This is a genomic window from Anabaena sp. CCY 9910 (assembly GCF_963920875.1).
Taxonomy (GTDB): Bacteria; Cyanobacteriota; Cyanobacteriia; order Cyanobacteriales; family Nostocaceae; genus Trichormus; species Trichormus variabilis.
This window is the reverse complement of sequence record NZ_CAWUDJ010000005.1, coordinates 167,045-181,845: the sequence shown is the minus strand read 5'-3', so window position 1 is coordinate 181,845 and position 14,801 is coordinate 167,045. Positions and strand designations below refer to the sequence as shown.

The following is a 14,801-nucleotide window of genomic DNA, read 5'->3' as shown; positions in this document are numbered from 1 at the left end:
CTAAATCAATCATGCGATATTTTTTGGGTTGGTTAATATTAGGCATCTTGGGATTTACTCTGCTTACAGCTTGCAATCATCATACATTTCAAAATATATCCTCTTTACCTAAACAACCAGCAGCAGAATGTCGCATGGTTAAACACACAATGGGGGAAACTTGTGTACCTATTAACCCCCAACGTGTGGTTACTTTATCTGTATCTACTTTAGGTAATACACTAGCACTTGGTGTTAAACCCATCGGTGCAACTAACGAAGTCCAGATAGACAACAACTCTTTGACATACCTTCAGGAAAAAACAGAGGGAATAAAACTCCTCGGAATTTCTCGACCCGATTTAGAAGCAACATTATTACTCAAACCTGATGTAATTATTGGTTTAGATTGGTTCAAGCCAATTTATCCTTTATTATCCCAAATTGCTCCTACAGTGTTGGATAAAAGTGATTATGCAAACTGGCAAAAACATCTGAGCTTTGTCACTGAAGTATTAGGCAAACAAAAAACTGAAAAAGCACTTTGGCAACACTATCATCAGCGCATGGAACAGCTACAACAAGCATTAGGAGATCGCTATCAAAACAAAAAAATATCTTTTATATATATCGGACGCAACCAAATAAACATTGATGCCAAAAACTCTTATGCTGGATCAATTATTAGAGATGCTCATTTACAACGTCCAGCCCCACAAAATGTTGATGCGCCCTATGGAGCTTTCCCTATTTCCCTAGAGGAATTAAAAAAAGCAGATGGTGATATTTTATTCGTGACAACTTTTTCCAAAAGTGGCAATGAATTTTTGAAAAATAAACAACAAGAGCCACTTTGGAAAAAGCTTAAAGCTGTGCGAAATAATCAGGTTTATTATGTTGATTTTATGTCATGGGCTGCATCAAATATGTTAGGAACTGATGCAGTTATTGATGACTTATTTAAATACTTAGTTCACACACCTTGAATCAGGCTTAAACCCACTTAGGACTTACGCAAAAGTCACGGAATTACCTCATTACGAGCGTAGCGACGTAATCGCCTAAAATTATGGGATTGCTTTCTTACACTACGTTCCGGTCGCAATGACGAATTTTGCTTGCGTAATTCCTAAAACTATTGTATGTATATTGACATAATTAATGATAAATTACGTTTTTGGGATAGAATTTTGCCGTTTTCGGCTAGAGTTCACATATCAAAAAATAGTACACTTGATATATTTTGATTAAACTGCAATAGCAATTGCTAACTAGAAAATATCAAGTCATAAATTTGACATCTGACAATGACAGCAACATTTCTTCCCAGACTACATAAACCCTCCCCACTCCAACGCTTACTTAACTATGGACAAAAATATCGAGGACAAATTTATCAAGCATCTACCTATTCTGTAATTAATACTATTTTAGATATAGCACCACCTTGGTTAGTTGGTATTGCTGTAGATATATTAGTCCAACAACAAAATTCTGTTATTGCTCAGTTTGGTATTAAAGAAGTAGTATGGCAATTTGCTCTACTGTCGTTAATCACCGTTATTATTTGGGTATTTGAATCACTTTCTCAGTATGCTTACGATCGCCTTTGGCGCAATGTGGCACAAAATATCCAGCATAATTTACGTTTAGATGCCTATAATCATTTACAAAAATTAGAATCAGCTTATTTTGAAGACAGCAGTACAGGTGGTTTGATGTCAATTCTCAGTGATGATATCAACCAACTTGAAGACTTTTTAAATGGAGGAGCAAATGAAGTTATTCAAGTGACAACTTCATTAATAATTTTGATGGTTGGTGCGTTTTTCATTTTGCCAGTTAACATTACTCTAGCAGCAATGTTACCTATGCCCTTTATTCTGTGGGGTTCATTGATATACCAAAAACGCCTTGAACCCCGTTATGCTGATGTCAGAGAAAAAGTTAGTTTCCTCAACTCGCGGCTTGCTAATAATATTAGTGGTATTACCACAATTAAAAGTTTCACGGCAGAAAATTATGAAAATGCCAGATTAGCAGAAGAAAGTGAAGCTTATAGAAAAAGTAATACCAAAGCAATTAAACTTTCTGCGGCTTTTGTCCCCTTAATTAGAATGTTGGTTTTAGCAGGGTTTACGGCTTTATTATTTTTGGGAGGAATGGCAGCTTATTCACAGAAAATATCTATAGGTAATTACAGCGTTTTACTAGTGCTGGTGCAGAGATTGTTGTGGCCATTGGTCTTTTTAGGAGAAACTTTTGACCACTATCAAAGAGCAATGGCTTCTACTAAGCGGGTGATGGATTTGTTAGATACTCCTATCCAAATTACTACGGGAGATGTGCCTTTAGTTGTGGAACAAGTGCGGGGTGAAGTTGATTTGAAAAACGTTACCTTTGCCTATCGCAATAGTACTGCTATCATTAAAGATTTATCATTGCATATTCCTTCCGGAAATACTATTGCCATTGTTGGTTCTACGGGTTCGGGTAAAAGCACTTTAGTGAAATTATTATTGCGTTTCTATGATGTTTCTAGTGGTGCAATTACGATTGATGGCATTGATATTCAAAAGTTAAATATGTATGATTTGCGTCGTAGTATTGGCTTAGTCAGTCAAGATGTATTTTTATTTCATGGTACGGTGGCAGAAAATATTGCCTACGGTACTTTTGATGCGACTGATGAAGCCATTATTCATGCTGCAAAAGTAGCTGAAGCCCATGATTTTATTATGCGACTTTCCCAAGGTTATGAAACGATAGTTGGGGAACGTGGACAAAAGTTATCTGGGGGACAACGCCAACGCATTGCGATCGCTAGAGCCGTTTTGAAAAATCCACCAATTTTGATTTTAGATGAGGCGACATCTGCGGTAGATAATGAGACAGAAGCTGCAATCCAACGTTCTTTAGAAAAGATTACCGTAAATCGGACGACTATTGCGATCGCTCACCGTCTTTCCACAGTTCGTCACAGTCATTGCATATATGTCATGGAGCATGGTCAAATTGTCGAGCAGGGTACACACGAAGATTTAATCGCGCTGAATGGGATTTACACCAGCCTGTGGCGTGTACAGTCTGGGGTGTATTAAATCGTTTAGCCATAATATCTGATGTATTCATTACATAAGTCCCGAAAAATCAACAATCAAAACATTGGCTGATGTTCACTATCCCAACATTGATTATCACGCCAATAACGTCCAGTGTATTCGCATTCAGATTTACTATGTAACCAAGGTATGGCTGTAGACTCAAACTTACTACCACTGGCAGCAGATAAACAAGATATCAGGAAGGGATAAAGAGCTGTAGCTGTAGCGTATGTACAAAGCAGGATGGTTATGGTCAAACCTATGTATAACAAATTGCTCAAAGTTGGCAGTTTTTTATTCTGCTTAGTTTGACGAAAAATTTTTGGAGATTTTGAATTTATTGAAGTCATATCTAAATCCCTATGAATATTAGTCAGTTCATGGGATGCACCTTGTTGTAATTCAATCTTGTTCTGTAAATAAGACGATTACTAGGGAAATATTACTGGTTTTAGTTGTTAACTTAATTGATAGCCTCAATAATTAAGAAAAGATAAAAAAACCTATTAGGTTCAGTTTTTAGGCTGAGAGAAAAGTAAAGTTATCATATACTCTTTATGTATTTTTTTTTAATCTACAATGATATTTAGGGCTTTATGGGAAAAACCTTTGAATTTGTATAAAAAAGACTGTATCTAAAAATACATTCGACACGTATCTTCCAGGAACGATTGTCTGATAAGGCATATCAGGCTTTTAATCTAGAAAAAAAGTTTAAAAATACTCATATATTTCGTATAAAATAACGCTTACACAACAGGGAATGAGCCATACGCTAGGTGCAGTTCAACTAAGCACTTGACGAACTTCTGAGAGAGTATCTCTAATTTTGCATTTTGTAGGCTTACTCCCTGCACCCTAACTCCTCTTCTTAATTTTTCGCAGCTGTGATGGCTACTTCTGTTGTTTGATATTGCTCACTAAATTGTCTAACTCATATTGCGTTTTCGTATAGACTAATTCATAGCAACTATTTACATAATCACGATCCTTAGCTGCATCTTTTCCATAACGTTCAAAAATAATCGGACGACAGACACGAGTGTGAATCTGCACAGGTAGGGGAATATTTGGTAGGGGGCCTATAGACAAACCCCAAGGTAAACCCAAGTATATTGGGAAAACTCCTGGATCTACTTGATAAAACCACGGTAAGCCCCATTGATGGAATTGTTTGACTAAATCATAGCAATCACATAAAACAATCAATGTGTCGTGGGCACCTACCGATATGAGGGGAATGATGGGTACTTCTTTTTTCAAAGCTAGCTTGATAAAACCTTGGTGTCCGGCAAAATTAATTTTGTGGCGTTGGCTGTAAGGACGGAACATATCATATTGTCCTCCAGGGTAAACAAGAACGCTAGCACCCAGATCAAAAGCATTGCTGGCTATTTTTGGATGCGCCACAATAGCGCCGATTTTCTGTGCTAGGTGGGCTATTTGAGGACTTACCTTCCAAGCGTAAGGGTGCATCAGCCCATACACTAAACGCTTAGTCCCAAATCGAGAAAACCAATCATACATCATCATTATCAAGTCAGGGGAAGCCATTCCACCATTGTGAGAACCAACCAGCAGTACTTTGCCTTCTGGTGGGATATGATGCCATCCGTCAGTTGTGACTCGAAAATAGTAACGATAAAACCATTCCCAAACTGGCATCAATAATTCAATAACCTGAGGATCTCGCTCTATTAATGATGAACCGGGGAGTGAGGTAGATGTAGGCATTATTTGATTGCTTATAAACATACTTGTAAATAACGTAAGTTCGATGAACTAAAAAACGGCAGGTAACTCTTACCGTGGCGATCATCTACTTTAATGTTTACAAGTATTAGAGCAGAAAGCCCACCAGTAACAGGCTGAAAATTTTTTGGATTTTCGGCCTGTTAGAACTGATTCGTAAAGTAAATATTAAATAGCCAATCGCCTAACCATAAGACGAAGCAAGGAGCCATAAATCATAGCTTCACTTACCTCTGAATACACTTCATAATCTTTACTCAAGCGTCGAAATCGATTCAGCCATCCAAATGTTCCTCTAAGTATAGTTTCTGAGACACGTTGGGGGAAAGCTTCAGCTAAATTGCTATCAAGCCATCAAGCCATAACTCATACCAATCTAAAAACGTTGCTGATGATTCAAAAGTAGGTGGACCCCAATCACCTAGAAACCAACCAATTCGCCCTTTCAGCGATCCATTCAAGACCATAAACCCAAACGGTCCACATTCATCCTTAGAAACAGTAATTGTTCCAAATTGTGGTGACCAGAGTTCTTGCTCGTACTTCTGTTCCCAATGTTCGCCAGCGATCTCGACAAGCCATCGCTCCCATGCTTCATCACTTTGGTACTCTTCAAGCAAAAGGCAAGGCTGACTTGGAGCTATGAGTGCTTTGTCTTCATCGCCGAAACACAGACCAACAGCCCAATCTTCTAGCCGCAGCATTTCCATCCCATGAACGTCCCCGCCTCCATTCCCAATTTGTTCAAGAAAACTTCGGTACTCTACTGGAAGACAAGTGTTATACTTAGTTTCCCAGGCATCAATTTTATGCGAACTGAGTGGAGGATTGAATTTAAAGCTATAGTTCAATGGATCGGTTGAGGGGTAAAACTCTTGGTAAAGTTGATTCTGAACACTTTGAAGTTGTCTAGCTTTCTCAAGCTTTTCTTTGATGCGTTCAATCTGAATTGTAATGTTTGTACCTGGAGACCACTGCCAATTGTGCTTACACTTGGGACATGCCAGTCTTAATTCACCTCGATCAATTGGAGTACGTAGTTTTTGAGAGCAGTTTGGACATATAACTATAACCTTTTCTGTATGTGATAACTGTTGTTCACCGGATGATCCTATATTCATCAAGCTCTTACCTAAAATCGGAGAACCATAACGTACAGCAGTTTGGCAAGTTGCAACTTTCTGTTATACACCAAGTTTAGCGTGTCAGAAGTATAGGGAAGCGATCGCCAAGGCGCAAGTGAATTGCTTTGGTTCTTGTCAGATTTTGGTGATGATGAAAGCTTACGCACTTTAAGGCAGTCCCAACTGTGACTTAAAGGAAAAGATTGCCGGAAATTAAAGGATAAGCTTGCTGAACCATGATTCAGACTGGCTTTAAGCATTTTCAACTGAACGGCGAGCTTCCCAGAAAGCATCGACAACTTCCTTTTTCCATAAAGCAGAGGGTTTAGTCATAAACTGACGAATATTTTTAAGTGCAGGATTAATACCCTGAGCATAAAGTTGTGGAACAATTTGTTGAACTTCCAAACAACCTTGGGGTAAAAGTAGCCAAGACATATTTTGCCGCCACGTAAAGCTTGAAAGGCTTGCTGTGACGGAGTTACAGAAATAAAATCACTCTTTTCATTAAAAAAGGAGAAAAAGCTGGTTTTGACTGTACCAATAAACCTATAAGCTGTTACGCATTTAAATTGTATATTTCGCACTCAGGTTGTCAAAAGTCCACAGTCCACAGTCCAAGCTAGCCTTTGACTCTGGACTCTTGACTATGGACAGCCCTGACGCATGAATATTTGATTTAGGTGCGTATCACCTTAGTTTATTTGATACAGCATTTTACAACGTAGCCATAAGGATTTCAGGCTACAAAAACTAGAGGGGTTTAAATGGTACAGTTTTATCCATGTCAATCAGGATGTTATCAGCAGGTCATCAATTCCTTATGGTAACTTTCTGGATGGCTGCTCATTTTACCCCTGCTCCCCCTGTACATACTAAGTAATAAGGGGTGGACAAAATGCCCCACCCCACAAAATGAATCATTTAATTTTTGATAACGGCATATCAAGTCAACCATGAAAGAAACACAATACAAGAACTCTCGAAGCACCTGATGCTTAAAAAGCGGAAACTTTGGTAAAAGGTTCAAAGTTATTGGTGTTTGATATTACCACCTGATGGGAATGATTTGATTGCTGGCTGTCAGCAAAATGCTTATTCATCAGCTGAGGAACCTGGTCTGCTTGAATACGGGTGTAGCGAGTTTTATCTGGCATCACTAAGTTAGGCCCAGCTTTGCAGTTTTTCATGCAGCCAGTACCTTTAATGGTTACTTGGTCTTCTAAACCGCGATCGCTTAAAGTTGCTTCTAATGCTTGACAAAGTGCCTTCCCGCCCCGTTTCATGCAGTCGGACTTCTGACATACCAAAATCGTAGCTTTAGCTTTATCTGGTTTTGGTTTTGTGTTTTCCATTGCTGGGAGTTGCTTAACGGCTGGTGATGTCTCTGTTCTAGCCGCCATCACAGCTTCAGCTTTGAGAGTAACTTTGCCAGTTTTAGCATCATACTTTTTTTCACCAATCACTTGTAACAAAGTACCAGTAGGTAAACGCCAGTCAAAAGTAAATCTTAATTGCTTGGATAACTTAACGTAACATTCACCGTCAGCAGTTAGCAGTAATAAACCTTTAAGCTTATAGCCATCTTTAATAACAAATTCAATAAATCTGCCTTCAAGGCAAAACTCTGATACATCTTTACTGTGGCATACACCCATATTGTTCCACCTTTGTTTAACTAAAGCGAGTCTGAGTAATTAAGTGAGAAAGATTGCAGTCATCCATCAGGAATACGGATCACCGCTTTGCCAATTAATTTCAAGAGAGTAAATTAAATCTCGGCGAGAAGATGTGAACTGTCGCATTACACTCCAAAGCTGAACAACTGTCATAGGGGTGACAAGTTCAACCTTCAATGGCTGGTTAGCTTCACACCAACAAGGAATTTCTAATTCCTGTAAGCGCTGATATACCTGCCAACGATCTGCCCAATCTACTTCTACAACGGACTTTTCTTCTACTTCGGAACTGAACGGTTTCAAGCGACTAGCCCTCAAGGTGCAACTAACTTGCAGTAATCATCGAACTTTTACTCCCCAATATTGAGAATTTTTAGGAGTGCAGTTTCTTCTATTAGCATATCGTAAGTGCAAACAATTCTCAGTTAGTTCAGCAAAAAATTCTCAACAATTTTTTTGATCCCCAAACTCAGGTTGATTCGTCGATATCGAAGATGGGACACCTGAGTGAGTAAAAATGCGTCACCATAGTTAAGAGTCAACCCCCTGAAGGGGAATTCAAAATTAGAGAATAGCTTACTCAGCACTCAGTATTAAGAACTGCATCGAAACAAATTAACGATGGTAAGAACTATGCGGCCTTTACTCAGTACCCTTTCATTAGTACTACTACTCCAGGGCTTCCCAGTAATTGTTCAAGCCCAAGGAACCGAAAATACTGGGGATGTGGCATCCACAGCAATTCAACAAGTAATTGCTGCCAATTTGATGACTAATTCCGCAGATGGGAACTTTTATCCAGAAAGGTTAATGAATCGCGCCGAACTAGCCTCGATTTTGGTAAAAGCCTTCCGCCTCAATAAACAAGAAGCTGCTAACCAACCAAAATCAATCACAGTTGCAGATGTACCTCGTTCTCACTGGGCGTATCAAGATATTCAAACAGTTTTGAAGACAGATGTGATGAAAGGCTATCGGGGGAATTTGTTCTTTCCTAATCAACGGGTGACAAGGGCAGAAGCCCTAGCAATTTTTGCCCAAGCTTATGGAGTATTTCAATTTTCTGATGATGTTGTCAACGAAATACTCGCACCCTATCCAGATGCAAATTCTATACCAACTTGGGCAAGACGAGCGATCGCCACAGTCATTACAGAAGGATTCATTAACACTGATGCTCAGAATAACATCACCCCATTAAGACCTATGACCCGTGGAGACATGGCTTACTTGCTGAGTAAATATTTGCAAAGACAGCAAAAGCAGCCAGACACACCAGTAGTTCCTACGACTACAGATAGTCCACAACTACCTTAATACCCAAACTACGTAAAAATCAGCAGATAAAAGTAAAATGACAACATAGCCACACGGTGCTATTTTTGCTTAAGAGTAGTATGTCTATTTTCGTTGCACCGTATCATAGTACATTTGGATAGAATAGACTAAATATAGGCTCTATTCCCTAGCCTCTAGACTCTTACCACTCTTGCATAGTGTGTTGTTAACAACCTATCAGCAAGATATTCTTCTACTTTGCTAATTTTGCAAAAATGAATCCAATTACACTTTTTCAAGTAATTTTGCGGTGTAGGTTGTAAAGCATGATTACTAGTAAAAAATGCTGACAGCTTAGTGCTTAATTACCCATCCTTAGTGAACACTTTTTAGGCTGCTACTTAGTAACAGTCTAATTCTCCGGGCTACCCGACCGTGGGAAAATCAGAATACCAAAAGTAGAGATTAGAGAGGAAAACCCTATAATATGCATCTGAGTGAAATCACCCATCCCAATCAGCTGCACGGTCTATCCATCCGGCAACTGCAACAAATTGCCCGTCAGATTCGAGATAAACACCTGCAAACAGTAGCCGAATTTGGTGGACATCTGGGGCCTGGCTTGGGTGTTGTAGAGTTAACACTAGGGCTTTACCAGACTCTAGATTTAGACCGGGATAAAGTTATATGGGATGTAGGACACCAAGCTTATCCCCACAAATTGATTACAGGACGCTACAGCGACTTTCATACCCTCAGGCAAAAAGATGGAATTGCTGGTTATCTCAAGCGTGGTGAAAATAAATTTGATCATTTTGGTGCAGGCCACGCTTCAACCAGCATCTCCGCAGCATTGGGTATGGCTTTAGCACGAGACATGAACGGGGAAAAGTTTAAAGCCGTGGCCGTGATTGGCGATGGTGCATTAACAGGTGGTATGGCGTTAGAAGCTATCAACCATGCTGGACACTTGCCGAAAACCAACTTATTGGTCGTTCTCAACGACAATGAGATGTCTATCTCTCCCAACGTCGGCGCGATTCCTCGCTACCTCAACAAAATGCGCCTCAGTCCCCCGGTGCAGTTCATCAAGGATAATTTTGAGGAACAGTTCAAACACATTCCCTTTGTCGGCGAATCCCTATCTCCCGAACTAGGAAGAATTAAAGAAGGGATGAAACGTCTAGCTGTTCCCAAGGTAGGTGCAGTATTTGAAGAACTGGGCTTCACCTACATGGGGCCAGTTGATGGGCATAACTTAGAGGAATTGATTGCTACCTTCCAACAAGCACACCAAATAGCTGGGCCAGTGTTAGTTCATGTAGCCACTATCAAAGGTAAAGGCTACGAACTCGCAGAAAAAGACCAAGTAGGCTACCACGCCCAAACTCCTTTTAACCTGACAACTGGCAAGGCAATTCCCTCCAACAAACCCAAACCCCCTGCTTATGCCAAAGTCTTCTCCCATACCTTAGTTAAATTAGCAGAACAAAACCCCAAAATTATCGGGATTACTGCGGCGATGGCGACAGGAACAGGTTTAGATAAGCTACAAGCAAAACTGCCCAATCAATATATTGATGTGGGTATTGCCGAACAACACGCAGTCACCCTTGCAGCTGGGTTGGCTTGTGAAGGAATGCGTCCTGTAGCGGCCATATACTCTACTTTCTTACAACGGGCATACGACCAAATTATCCATGATGTCTGTATCCAAAATTTACCAGTATTCTTCTGTTTGGATCGGGCGGGAATTGTCGGTTCTGATGGCCCTACCCACCAAGGTATGTATGACATTGCCTATCTACGGTGCATTCCCAACATTGTAATGATGGCACCGAAAGATGAAGCAGAAATGCAACGGATGGTAGTTACTGGTATTGAACATACCACCGGGCCCATCGCTATGCGTTTCCCTCGTGGCAATGGCTACGGTGTACCCCTGATGGAAGAAGGTTGGGAACCTTTGGAAATCGGTAAAGGTGAAATTCTCCGCAACGGTGATGATGTGTTGATCATCGGTTACGGCACAATGGTTTACCCCAGTATGCAGGCGGCAGAAATTCTCAGCGAACACGGGATTGAAGCGACTGTGATTAATGCCCGGTTTGTGAAACCCTTGGATACTGAGCTGATTGTGCCTTTAGCTCAGAAAATCGGCCGAGTTGTCACTCTAGAAGAAGGCTGTGTGATGGGTGGCTTTGGTTCAGCCGTAGCAGAAGCATTGCTAGATGCAGATGTTGTGGTTCCTGTCAAGCGCATTGGGATTCCCGATGTGTTGGTAGAACACGCTACTCCAGATGAGTCTAAGGCGGAATTAGGTTTAACTAGCCGTCAAATTGCTGAAAGAGTTCTACAGGCTTACTTTCAAAAGCAAGTATCTGCGGTGATTTAGCTTTGGTGAGTAGTTAGTTTTGCGAAGTACAAATTGAGCATCAGGTGGGTATTACCCACCTTTTTTATGCTTCAAGGTGCCCAGGAATTTAATAACCGCATTACGGGATCAAGAAATTGTTCACCCCAAATACTTGATAGTAAACCACATGATATAACCAGCATGGATGCAATACCAATTTGAACTAGATTTAAATCTATGGATGATCCATAGGAAATAGGAATGATGACTATCAGAGTACCGAGTGCAGCGCCCCCAAAAAATCGGTAAATAACCTTACCACGAGAATGTTGCTTGGAATGAGTGTCTTCTGAGTTCATAAAACTAAGTTTAATTGTTCAAATTGAGAGTATAACGTTCGGAGAATCAATCTATTGAAAGAGCGAATTTCTCTAACTACTAATGATTATAGAACCTCTGCCCAGAGAACGATATGGCTGATGAGCTAGATCAAGTAAAACTAGAATGCTTAATCTCAAGCAAATTACATTCTATGAAACTGAATTTTTCTATGAAAAAGCTCTCAAATTTAGGACGTTGGATAGCTACAACTGTATTTTGTTTATCAGCGATCGCTTTCGTTTGGCAAGGTGCATTTTTCGCCAACACCTCAGCAATGGCTGATACCTCTACATATTTAATCGCAACTGCCGATGCAACCGATAGTCTACGCGAAAAATCCAAAGAGTTCATCCGCGACACCAAAAATAACGTTAAAGAAGCAGCAAGAACAAATGCTAGCCGTGTCGATGATGCAACCGATAGGGGTAGCGCAGCTGAGCGCAAAGCCAACAAAGATGCGTCTCGGATTCAGAAAAGAGCAGAAGAAGATGCTGCCCGTACAGAAACAGCAGTAGACAAAAATCTAAATGCTGTTGAGCGTACTATTGATAATATCAAAGGCGCTTTCACCAATAATTAGAAAAGAAATATCAAGGGTGCAGATATCCGATTTCTTGAAGAAATCGGATATCTTGTTTTTTGAGTTTTTACCAGGAGACTTTTTCCATCAGCCATTGCCCTGATTCTATGATTTTTGGGTTTAAGTAATCGTGAGTAAATTTTCTGAAAGTGAATTAACCACCTGAATCAGTTCTTGCAATTTTGCCGCTACTACCCCACTATTTAATAATTCTTCTGCCTTAGCAATACCCGATCGCATATCCGCACAAATTCCACTCCGCCAGAGGTAAAATCCACCATTCCACAAGGCTGTTTGTTGTAATTCACTAGAGTTACCAGCAATCAAGTCATGTATTTGAGTTAGTAATTCTTCGGTGCTACCCAAAGGTACATTCTTGGTCGTAAAACCATATTCATGGGGTGAAAGGAAAACTCTTTCTAGCTCTGGTGATGCTGAAGATAAGCTAATAATGGCAGTGCGATCGCGTGGTAAATCACAACTCCCTTCTAATCCCTTCACTAAGGTAAATTTAGTAACTCCCCGCAGTTCCAATGCTACTTGTAACATCCCTTCTGTGGGCGGATGAACATACCCAGCAATTACATGAGCATCCCCAGCATAGGGACACCAAATTAATTCCATCGTTGCCAATGGTGGACGCTTACCTAATTGGTCACGGTATTCCCAAATACTATTAGTTAAGGGAAAATGCCGTGGGGTATAAACAAAGCCGATTCCTGTTTGTGCAAATACTTCTTGGGTTTTTTCTAGTGATAGGGTAGTCCAATTTACTCCTAACCCTTGCCAAATCTCAGTTAAGGGTAAACCATATTTCGTCGGTAGGCGATCGCCTCCGTGCATCACCACTGGTTGTCCGACTGCGGATAGTAGTAGTGCTGTTACCGGACTGATTGGTGCAGTGCGTGTTCTGCCATCATAAGGTATACCAAAAACTATAACTGGGCGTTGAGACGAGATTGGTTGCAGTTTTGGCCCCAGTTCATCGAAAGCATCTAACATTCCCGCTAATTCTTCTCCCGTTGGGCGCTTAATCCGGTGGGCGATCAAAAATGCGCCTATCTGGGCTGGTGTAGCTTCACCCAAAAACATCATCTTAGTGGCGGTGGCGGCTTCAACACGGTTTAAACTTTCTCCCGTATGGTTCCCACTCCCTACTTTTTTCAGCAGATCCCTGAATACAATACTCATAAAAGTCATTCGTCATTGGTCAATAGTCAATAGTCATTCGTCATTGGTCATTCGTTGTGTTGTTGCTTTGGACTGTGGACTTTTGACTGTGAACTATGAACTATTGACTAATCCTATACCTTATATAGGAATCCGATTAGATTTGTGTTGGCGCAGCCTTTCCTGCGGAACGCTACCGCGTTCGCCAAAGGCGTTCTTGCAGAGTACCCGCAGGGTATGAGTGAATTTTGAATTTTGTTGGCGTAGCCTTGCCGTAGGCTATTTTGAATTTTGAATTGGTACTACGATGCTGATCGCTGCCGCTCAACTACTGGTGGAATATTTTCTCTCACTAGTTGCCAAAAATGTTTGATGGGAGGAATTTGTAGACGGTCTTGAGTTGTGACCATAACTACTCGACGTGTTAAGCCAGAATTTTCCGGTAATGCACTATTAGCTAAGGGACGCACTGCTAAGGTGGGGTCAAGGCGCGCTTCTACTAATGCGGAAGTAGGAAGCAAAGCAATTAATTCCCCTTGGCGCACAACTCCCCGGAAGGCATCTAGGGTGTTGACTTCTAAAGCCGCTTGTAGGGTGGCTTCCAATCGCTCGAATTTTTCCTGCACTAAGCGTTGCATCCCATAGCCATCTTTAAAAACCACCTGGGGATAGCGTACCAACTCCGACCAAGGGACGCGCTCATATTCCGCTAAGGGATGATTGGCTGCGGTTAAGAGTTCTATCGGTTCATCATAAAGGACTTCCACCACCATATCCCTACCAGTGGTGAGGAAGCGATTATTCATGACAATTGCCAAATCTACCAAGCCATCTTTGAGGACTTTCAAGGCGCGATCGCTACCTAAAGATGTCACCCGTAATTGTACTTCTGGATAATCACGGCAAAATTTTTGTAACACTGGTGGCAAATAAGAACCACATAGGGAATGAATCGCCGCAATACACAATTCTGGTTGCTTACCGGCAATTAAATCTCCTAACTCCTGTGTAGCAGTTTCCCACTCCAGACAAATTTTGCGGGCGCGCGGTAACAAACGCTCGCCACCCAAGGTCAGCTTGGCATGATTTGTTCTGTGAAACAGTTCTAAACCCAAATCAGCTTCTAATGACTGGATTTGACGACTAATTGTCGATTGGGTGACACCACATTTACCAGCAGCTTTTTGAAAGCTGCCAGTTTCCGCGATCGCCAAAAAAGCTTGCAACTGCTCTAGTCGCATTTGTATGTAGCCTGAATTACATTTATCGCACTCATTTAAGTTAGCGGATTTTGTTCCCCAATTTGGTAGATTCTGCTACATATTTGGTCAAGTCGCTTCTCTACGAGACGCTACGCGAACGCTCCAATTCAAAATTCAAAATTAAAGACAGTCCCAA

General features: G+C 40.9%; 14 protein-coding genes and 1 pseudogene. 5 read left to right on the top strand and 10 right to left on the bottom strand.

Annotation, left to right across the window (positions count from 1 at the left end):
- Positions 1 to 11 precede the first annotated feature (11 nt).
- On the top strand, positions 12 to 965 hold the full coding sequence (locus tag ACM5QX_RS06775; protein ID WP_414752921.1) for an ABC transporter substrate-binding protein: 954 nt from the start codon (positions 12 to 14) through the stop codon (positions 963 to 965).
- Positions 966 to 1,286: 321 nt separating this feature from the next.
- On the top strand, positions 1,287 to 3,080 hold the full coding sequence (locus ACM5QX_RS06770; protein ID WP_414752920.1) for an ABC transporter ATP-binding protein: 1,794 nt from the start codon (positions 1,287 to 1,289) through the stop codon (positions 3,078 to 3,080).
- A 56-nt stretch (positions 3,081 to 3,136) separates the two neighbouring features.
- On the opposite strand, the gene ACM5QX_RS06765 is transcribed toward ACM5QX_RS06770, so the two are convergent.
- The 8 genes and pseudogenes from ACM5QX_RS06765 to ACM5QX_RS06730 all read right to left on the bottom strand — a co-directional run bounded on the left by ACM5QX_RS06765 (position 3,137) and on the right by ACM5QX_RS06730 (position 7,941).
- Complete coding sequence (locus ACM5QX_RS06765; RefSeq protein ID WP_011321195.1) at positions 3,137 to 3,433, bottom strand: hypothetical protein; 297 nt, start codon at positions 3,431 to 3,433, stop codon at positions 3,137 to 3,139.
- Between the two features lie 544 nt (positions 3,434 to 3,977).
- Positions 3,978 to 4,817, bottom strand: coding sequence for a lysophospholipid acyltransferase family protein (locus ACM5QX_RS06760; RefSeq protein ID WP_414752919.1), 840 nt, complete (start codon positions 4,815 to 4,817; stop codon positions 3,978 to 3,980).
- 186 nt (positions 4,818 to 5,003) lie between these two features.
- Positions 5,004 to 5,138 (bottom strand): annotated as a pseudogene (locus ACM5QX_RS06755) (IS5/IS1182 family transposase); the annotation flags it as partial.
- A gap of 32 nt (positions 5,139 to 5,170) precedes the next feature.
- The gene (locus ACM5QX_RS06750) at positions 5,171 to 5,956 is read right to left on the bottom strand and encodes an SMI1/KNR4 family protein (protein WP_414752918.1); all 786 of its coding nucleotides are present in this window, start codon (positions 5,954 to 5,956) and stop codon (positions 5,171 to 5,173) included.
- A gap of 11 nt (positions 5,957 to 5,967) precedes the next feature.
- A complete protein-coding gene (locus ACM5QX_RS06745) occupies positions 5,968 to 6,219 on the bottom strand; it encodes a hypothetical protein (RefSeq protein ID WP_414752917.1) in 252 nt (83 codons plus the stop codon).
- Entirely contained in the window at positions 6,212 to 6,397 is a 186-nt protein-coding gene (locus ACM5QX_RS06740; RefSeq protein WP_414752916.1) for a hypothetical protein, read from the bottom strand. The genes ACM5QX_RS06745 and ACM5QX_RS06740 overlap by 8 nt, the downstream gene beginning before the upstream one ends.
- 560 nt (positions 6,398 to 6,957) lie before the next feature.
- Entirely contained in the window at positions 6,958 to 7,617 is a 660-nt protein-coding gene (locus tag ACM5QX_RS06735) for a (2Fe-2S) ferredoxin domain-containing protein (RefSeq protein ID WP_414752915.1), read from the bottom strand.
- Positions 7,618 to 7,683: 66 nt separating this feature from the next.
- Positions 7,684 to 7,941 carry an Asr1405/Asl0597 family protein gene (locus ACM5QX_RS06730; RefSeq protein WP_414752914.1) on the bottom strand — a complete coding sequence of 86 codons (258 nt, stop codon included), beginning with the start codon at positions 7,939 to 7,941 and terminating at the stop codon, positions 7,684 to 7,686.
- 330 nt (positions 7,942 to 8,271) lie between these two features.
- On the opposite strand from ACM5QX_RS06730, the gene ACM5QX_RS06725 reads away from it, so the two are divergent.
- The 3 genes from ACM5QX_RS06725 to ACM5QX_RS06715 all read left to right on the top strand — a co-directional run bounded on the left by ACM5QX_RS06725 (position 8,272) and on the right by ACM5QX_RS06715 (position 12,233).
- Complete coding sequence (locus tag ACM5QX_RS06725; RefSeq protein WP_414752913.1) at positions 8,272 to 8,955, top strand: S-layer homology domain-containing protein; 684 nt, start codon at positions 8,272 to 8,274, stop codon at positions 8,953 to 8,955.
- 448 nt (positions 8,956 to 9,403) lie between these two features.
- Positions 9,404 to 11,311, top strand: a complete 1,908-nt coding sequence (gene dxs, locus ACM5QX_RS06720) for a 1-deoxy-D-xylulose-5-phosphate synthase (protein ID WP_414752912.1) — start codon at positions 9,404 to 9,406, stop codon at positions 11,309 to 11,311.
- Between the two features lie 433 nt (positions 11,312 to 11,744).
- Positions 11,745 to 12,233 (top strand): hypothetical protein, encoded by a 489-nt coding sequence (locus ACM5QX_RS06715; protein WP_414752911.1) that lies wholly within the window; start codon positions 11,745 to 11,747, stop codon positions 12,231 to 12,233.
- A 120-nt stretch (positions 12,234 to 12,353) separates the two neighbouring features.
- Here ACM5QX_RS06715 and ACM5QX_RS06710 read toward each other — a convergent pair whose 3' ends face one another.
- Both ACM5QX_RS06710 and ACM5QX_RS06705 read right to left on the bottom strand, forming a co-directional pair.
- Positions 12,354 to 13,424 (bottom strand): anthranilate phosphoribosyltransferase family protein, encoded by a 1,071-nt coding sequence (locus tag ACM5QX_RS06710; protein WP_414752955.1) that lies wholly within the window; start codon positions 13,422 to 13,424, stop codon positions 12,354 to 12,356.
- Positions 13,425 to 13,705: 281 nt separating this feature from the next.
- Positions 13,706 to 14,644: a LysR family transcriptional regulator gene (locus tag ACM5QX_RS06705; RefSeq protein ID WP_011321204.1), complete on the bottom strand. Its 939-nt coding sequence runs from the start codon at positions 14,642 to 14,644 to the stop codon at positions 13,706 to 13,708.
- Positions 14,645 to 14,801 lie beyond the last annotated feature (157 nt).

Coding starts and splice junctions, on each gene's coding strand:
- ACM5QX_RS06770 (WP_414752920.1), top strand. CDS start 1,287: ATGACAGCAACATTTCTTCCCAGACTACATAAACCCTCCCCACTCCAA.
- ACM5QX_RS06750 (WP_414752918.1), bottom strand. CDS start 5,956: ATGAATATAGGATCATCCGGTGAACAACAGTTATCACATACAGAAAAG.
- ACM5QX_RS06715 (WP_414752911.1), top strand. CDS start 11,745: ATGGCTGATGAGCTAGATCAAGTAAAACTAGAATGCTTAATCTCAAGC.
- ACM5QX_RS06740 (WP_414752916.1), bottom strand. CDS start 6,397: ATGTCTTGGCTACTTTTACCCCAAGGTTGTTTGGAAGTTCAACAAATT.
- ACM5QX_RS06765 (WP_011321195.1), bottom strand. CDS start 3,433: ATGACTTCAATAAATTCAAAATCTCCAAAAATTTTTCGTCAAACTAAG.
- ACM5QX_RS06745 (WP_414752917.1), bottom strand. CDS start 6,219: ATGCTTAAAGCCAGTCTGAATCATGGTTCAGCAAGCTTATCCTTTAAT.
- ACM5QX_RS06705 (WP_011321204.1), bottom strand. CDS start 14,644: ATGCGACTAGAGCAGTTGCAAGCTTTTTTGGCGATCGCGGAAACTGGC.
- ACM5QX_RS06760 (WP_414752919.1), bottom strand. CDS start 4,817: ATGCCTACATCTACCTCACTCCCCGGTTCATCATTAATAGAGCGAGAT.
- dxs (WP_414752912.1), top strand. CDS start 9,404: ATGCATCTGAGTGAAATCACCCATCCCAATCAGCTGCACGGTCTATCC.
- ACM5QX_RS06710 (WP_414752955.1), bottom strand. CDS start 13,424: ATGAGTATTGTATTCAGGGATCTGCTGAAAAAAGTAGGGAGTGGGAAC.
- ACM5QX_RS06775 (WP_414752921.1), top strand. CDS start 12: ATGCGATATTTTTTGGGTTGGTTAATATTAGGCATCTTGGGATTTACT.
- ACM5QX_RS06725 (WP_414752913.1), top strand. CDS start 8,272: ATGCGGCCTTTACTCAGTACCCTTTCATTAGTACTACTACTCCAGGGC.
- ACM5QX_RS06735 (WP_414752915.1), bottom strand. CDS start 7,617: ATGGGTGTATGCCACAGTAAAGATGTATCAGAGTTTTGCCTTGAAGGC.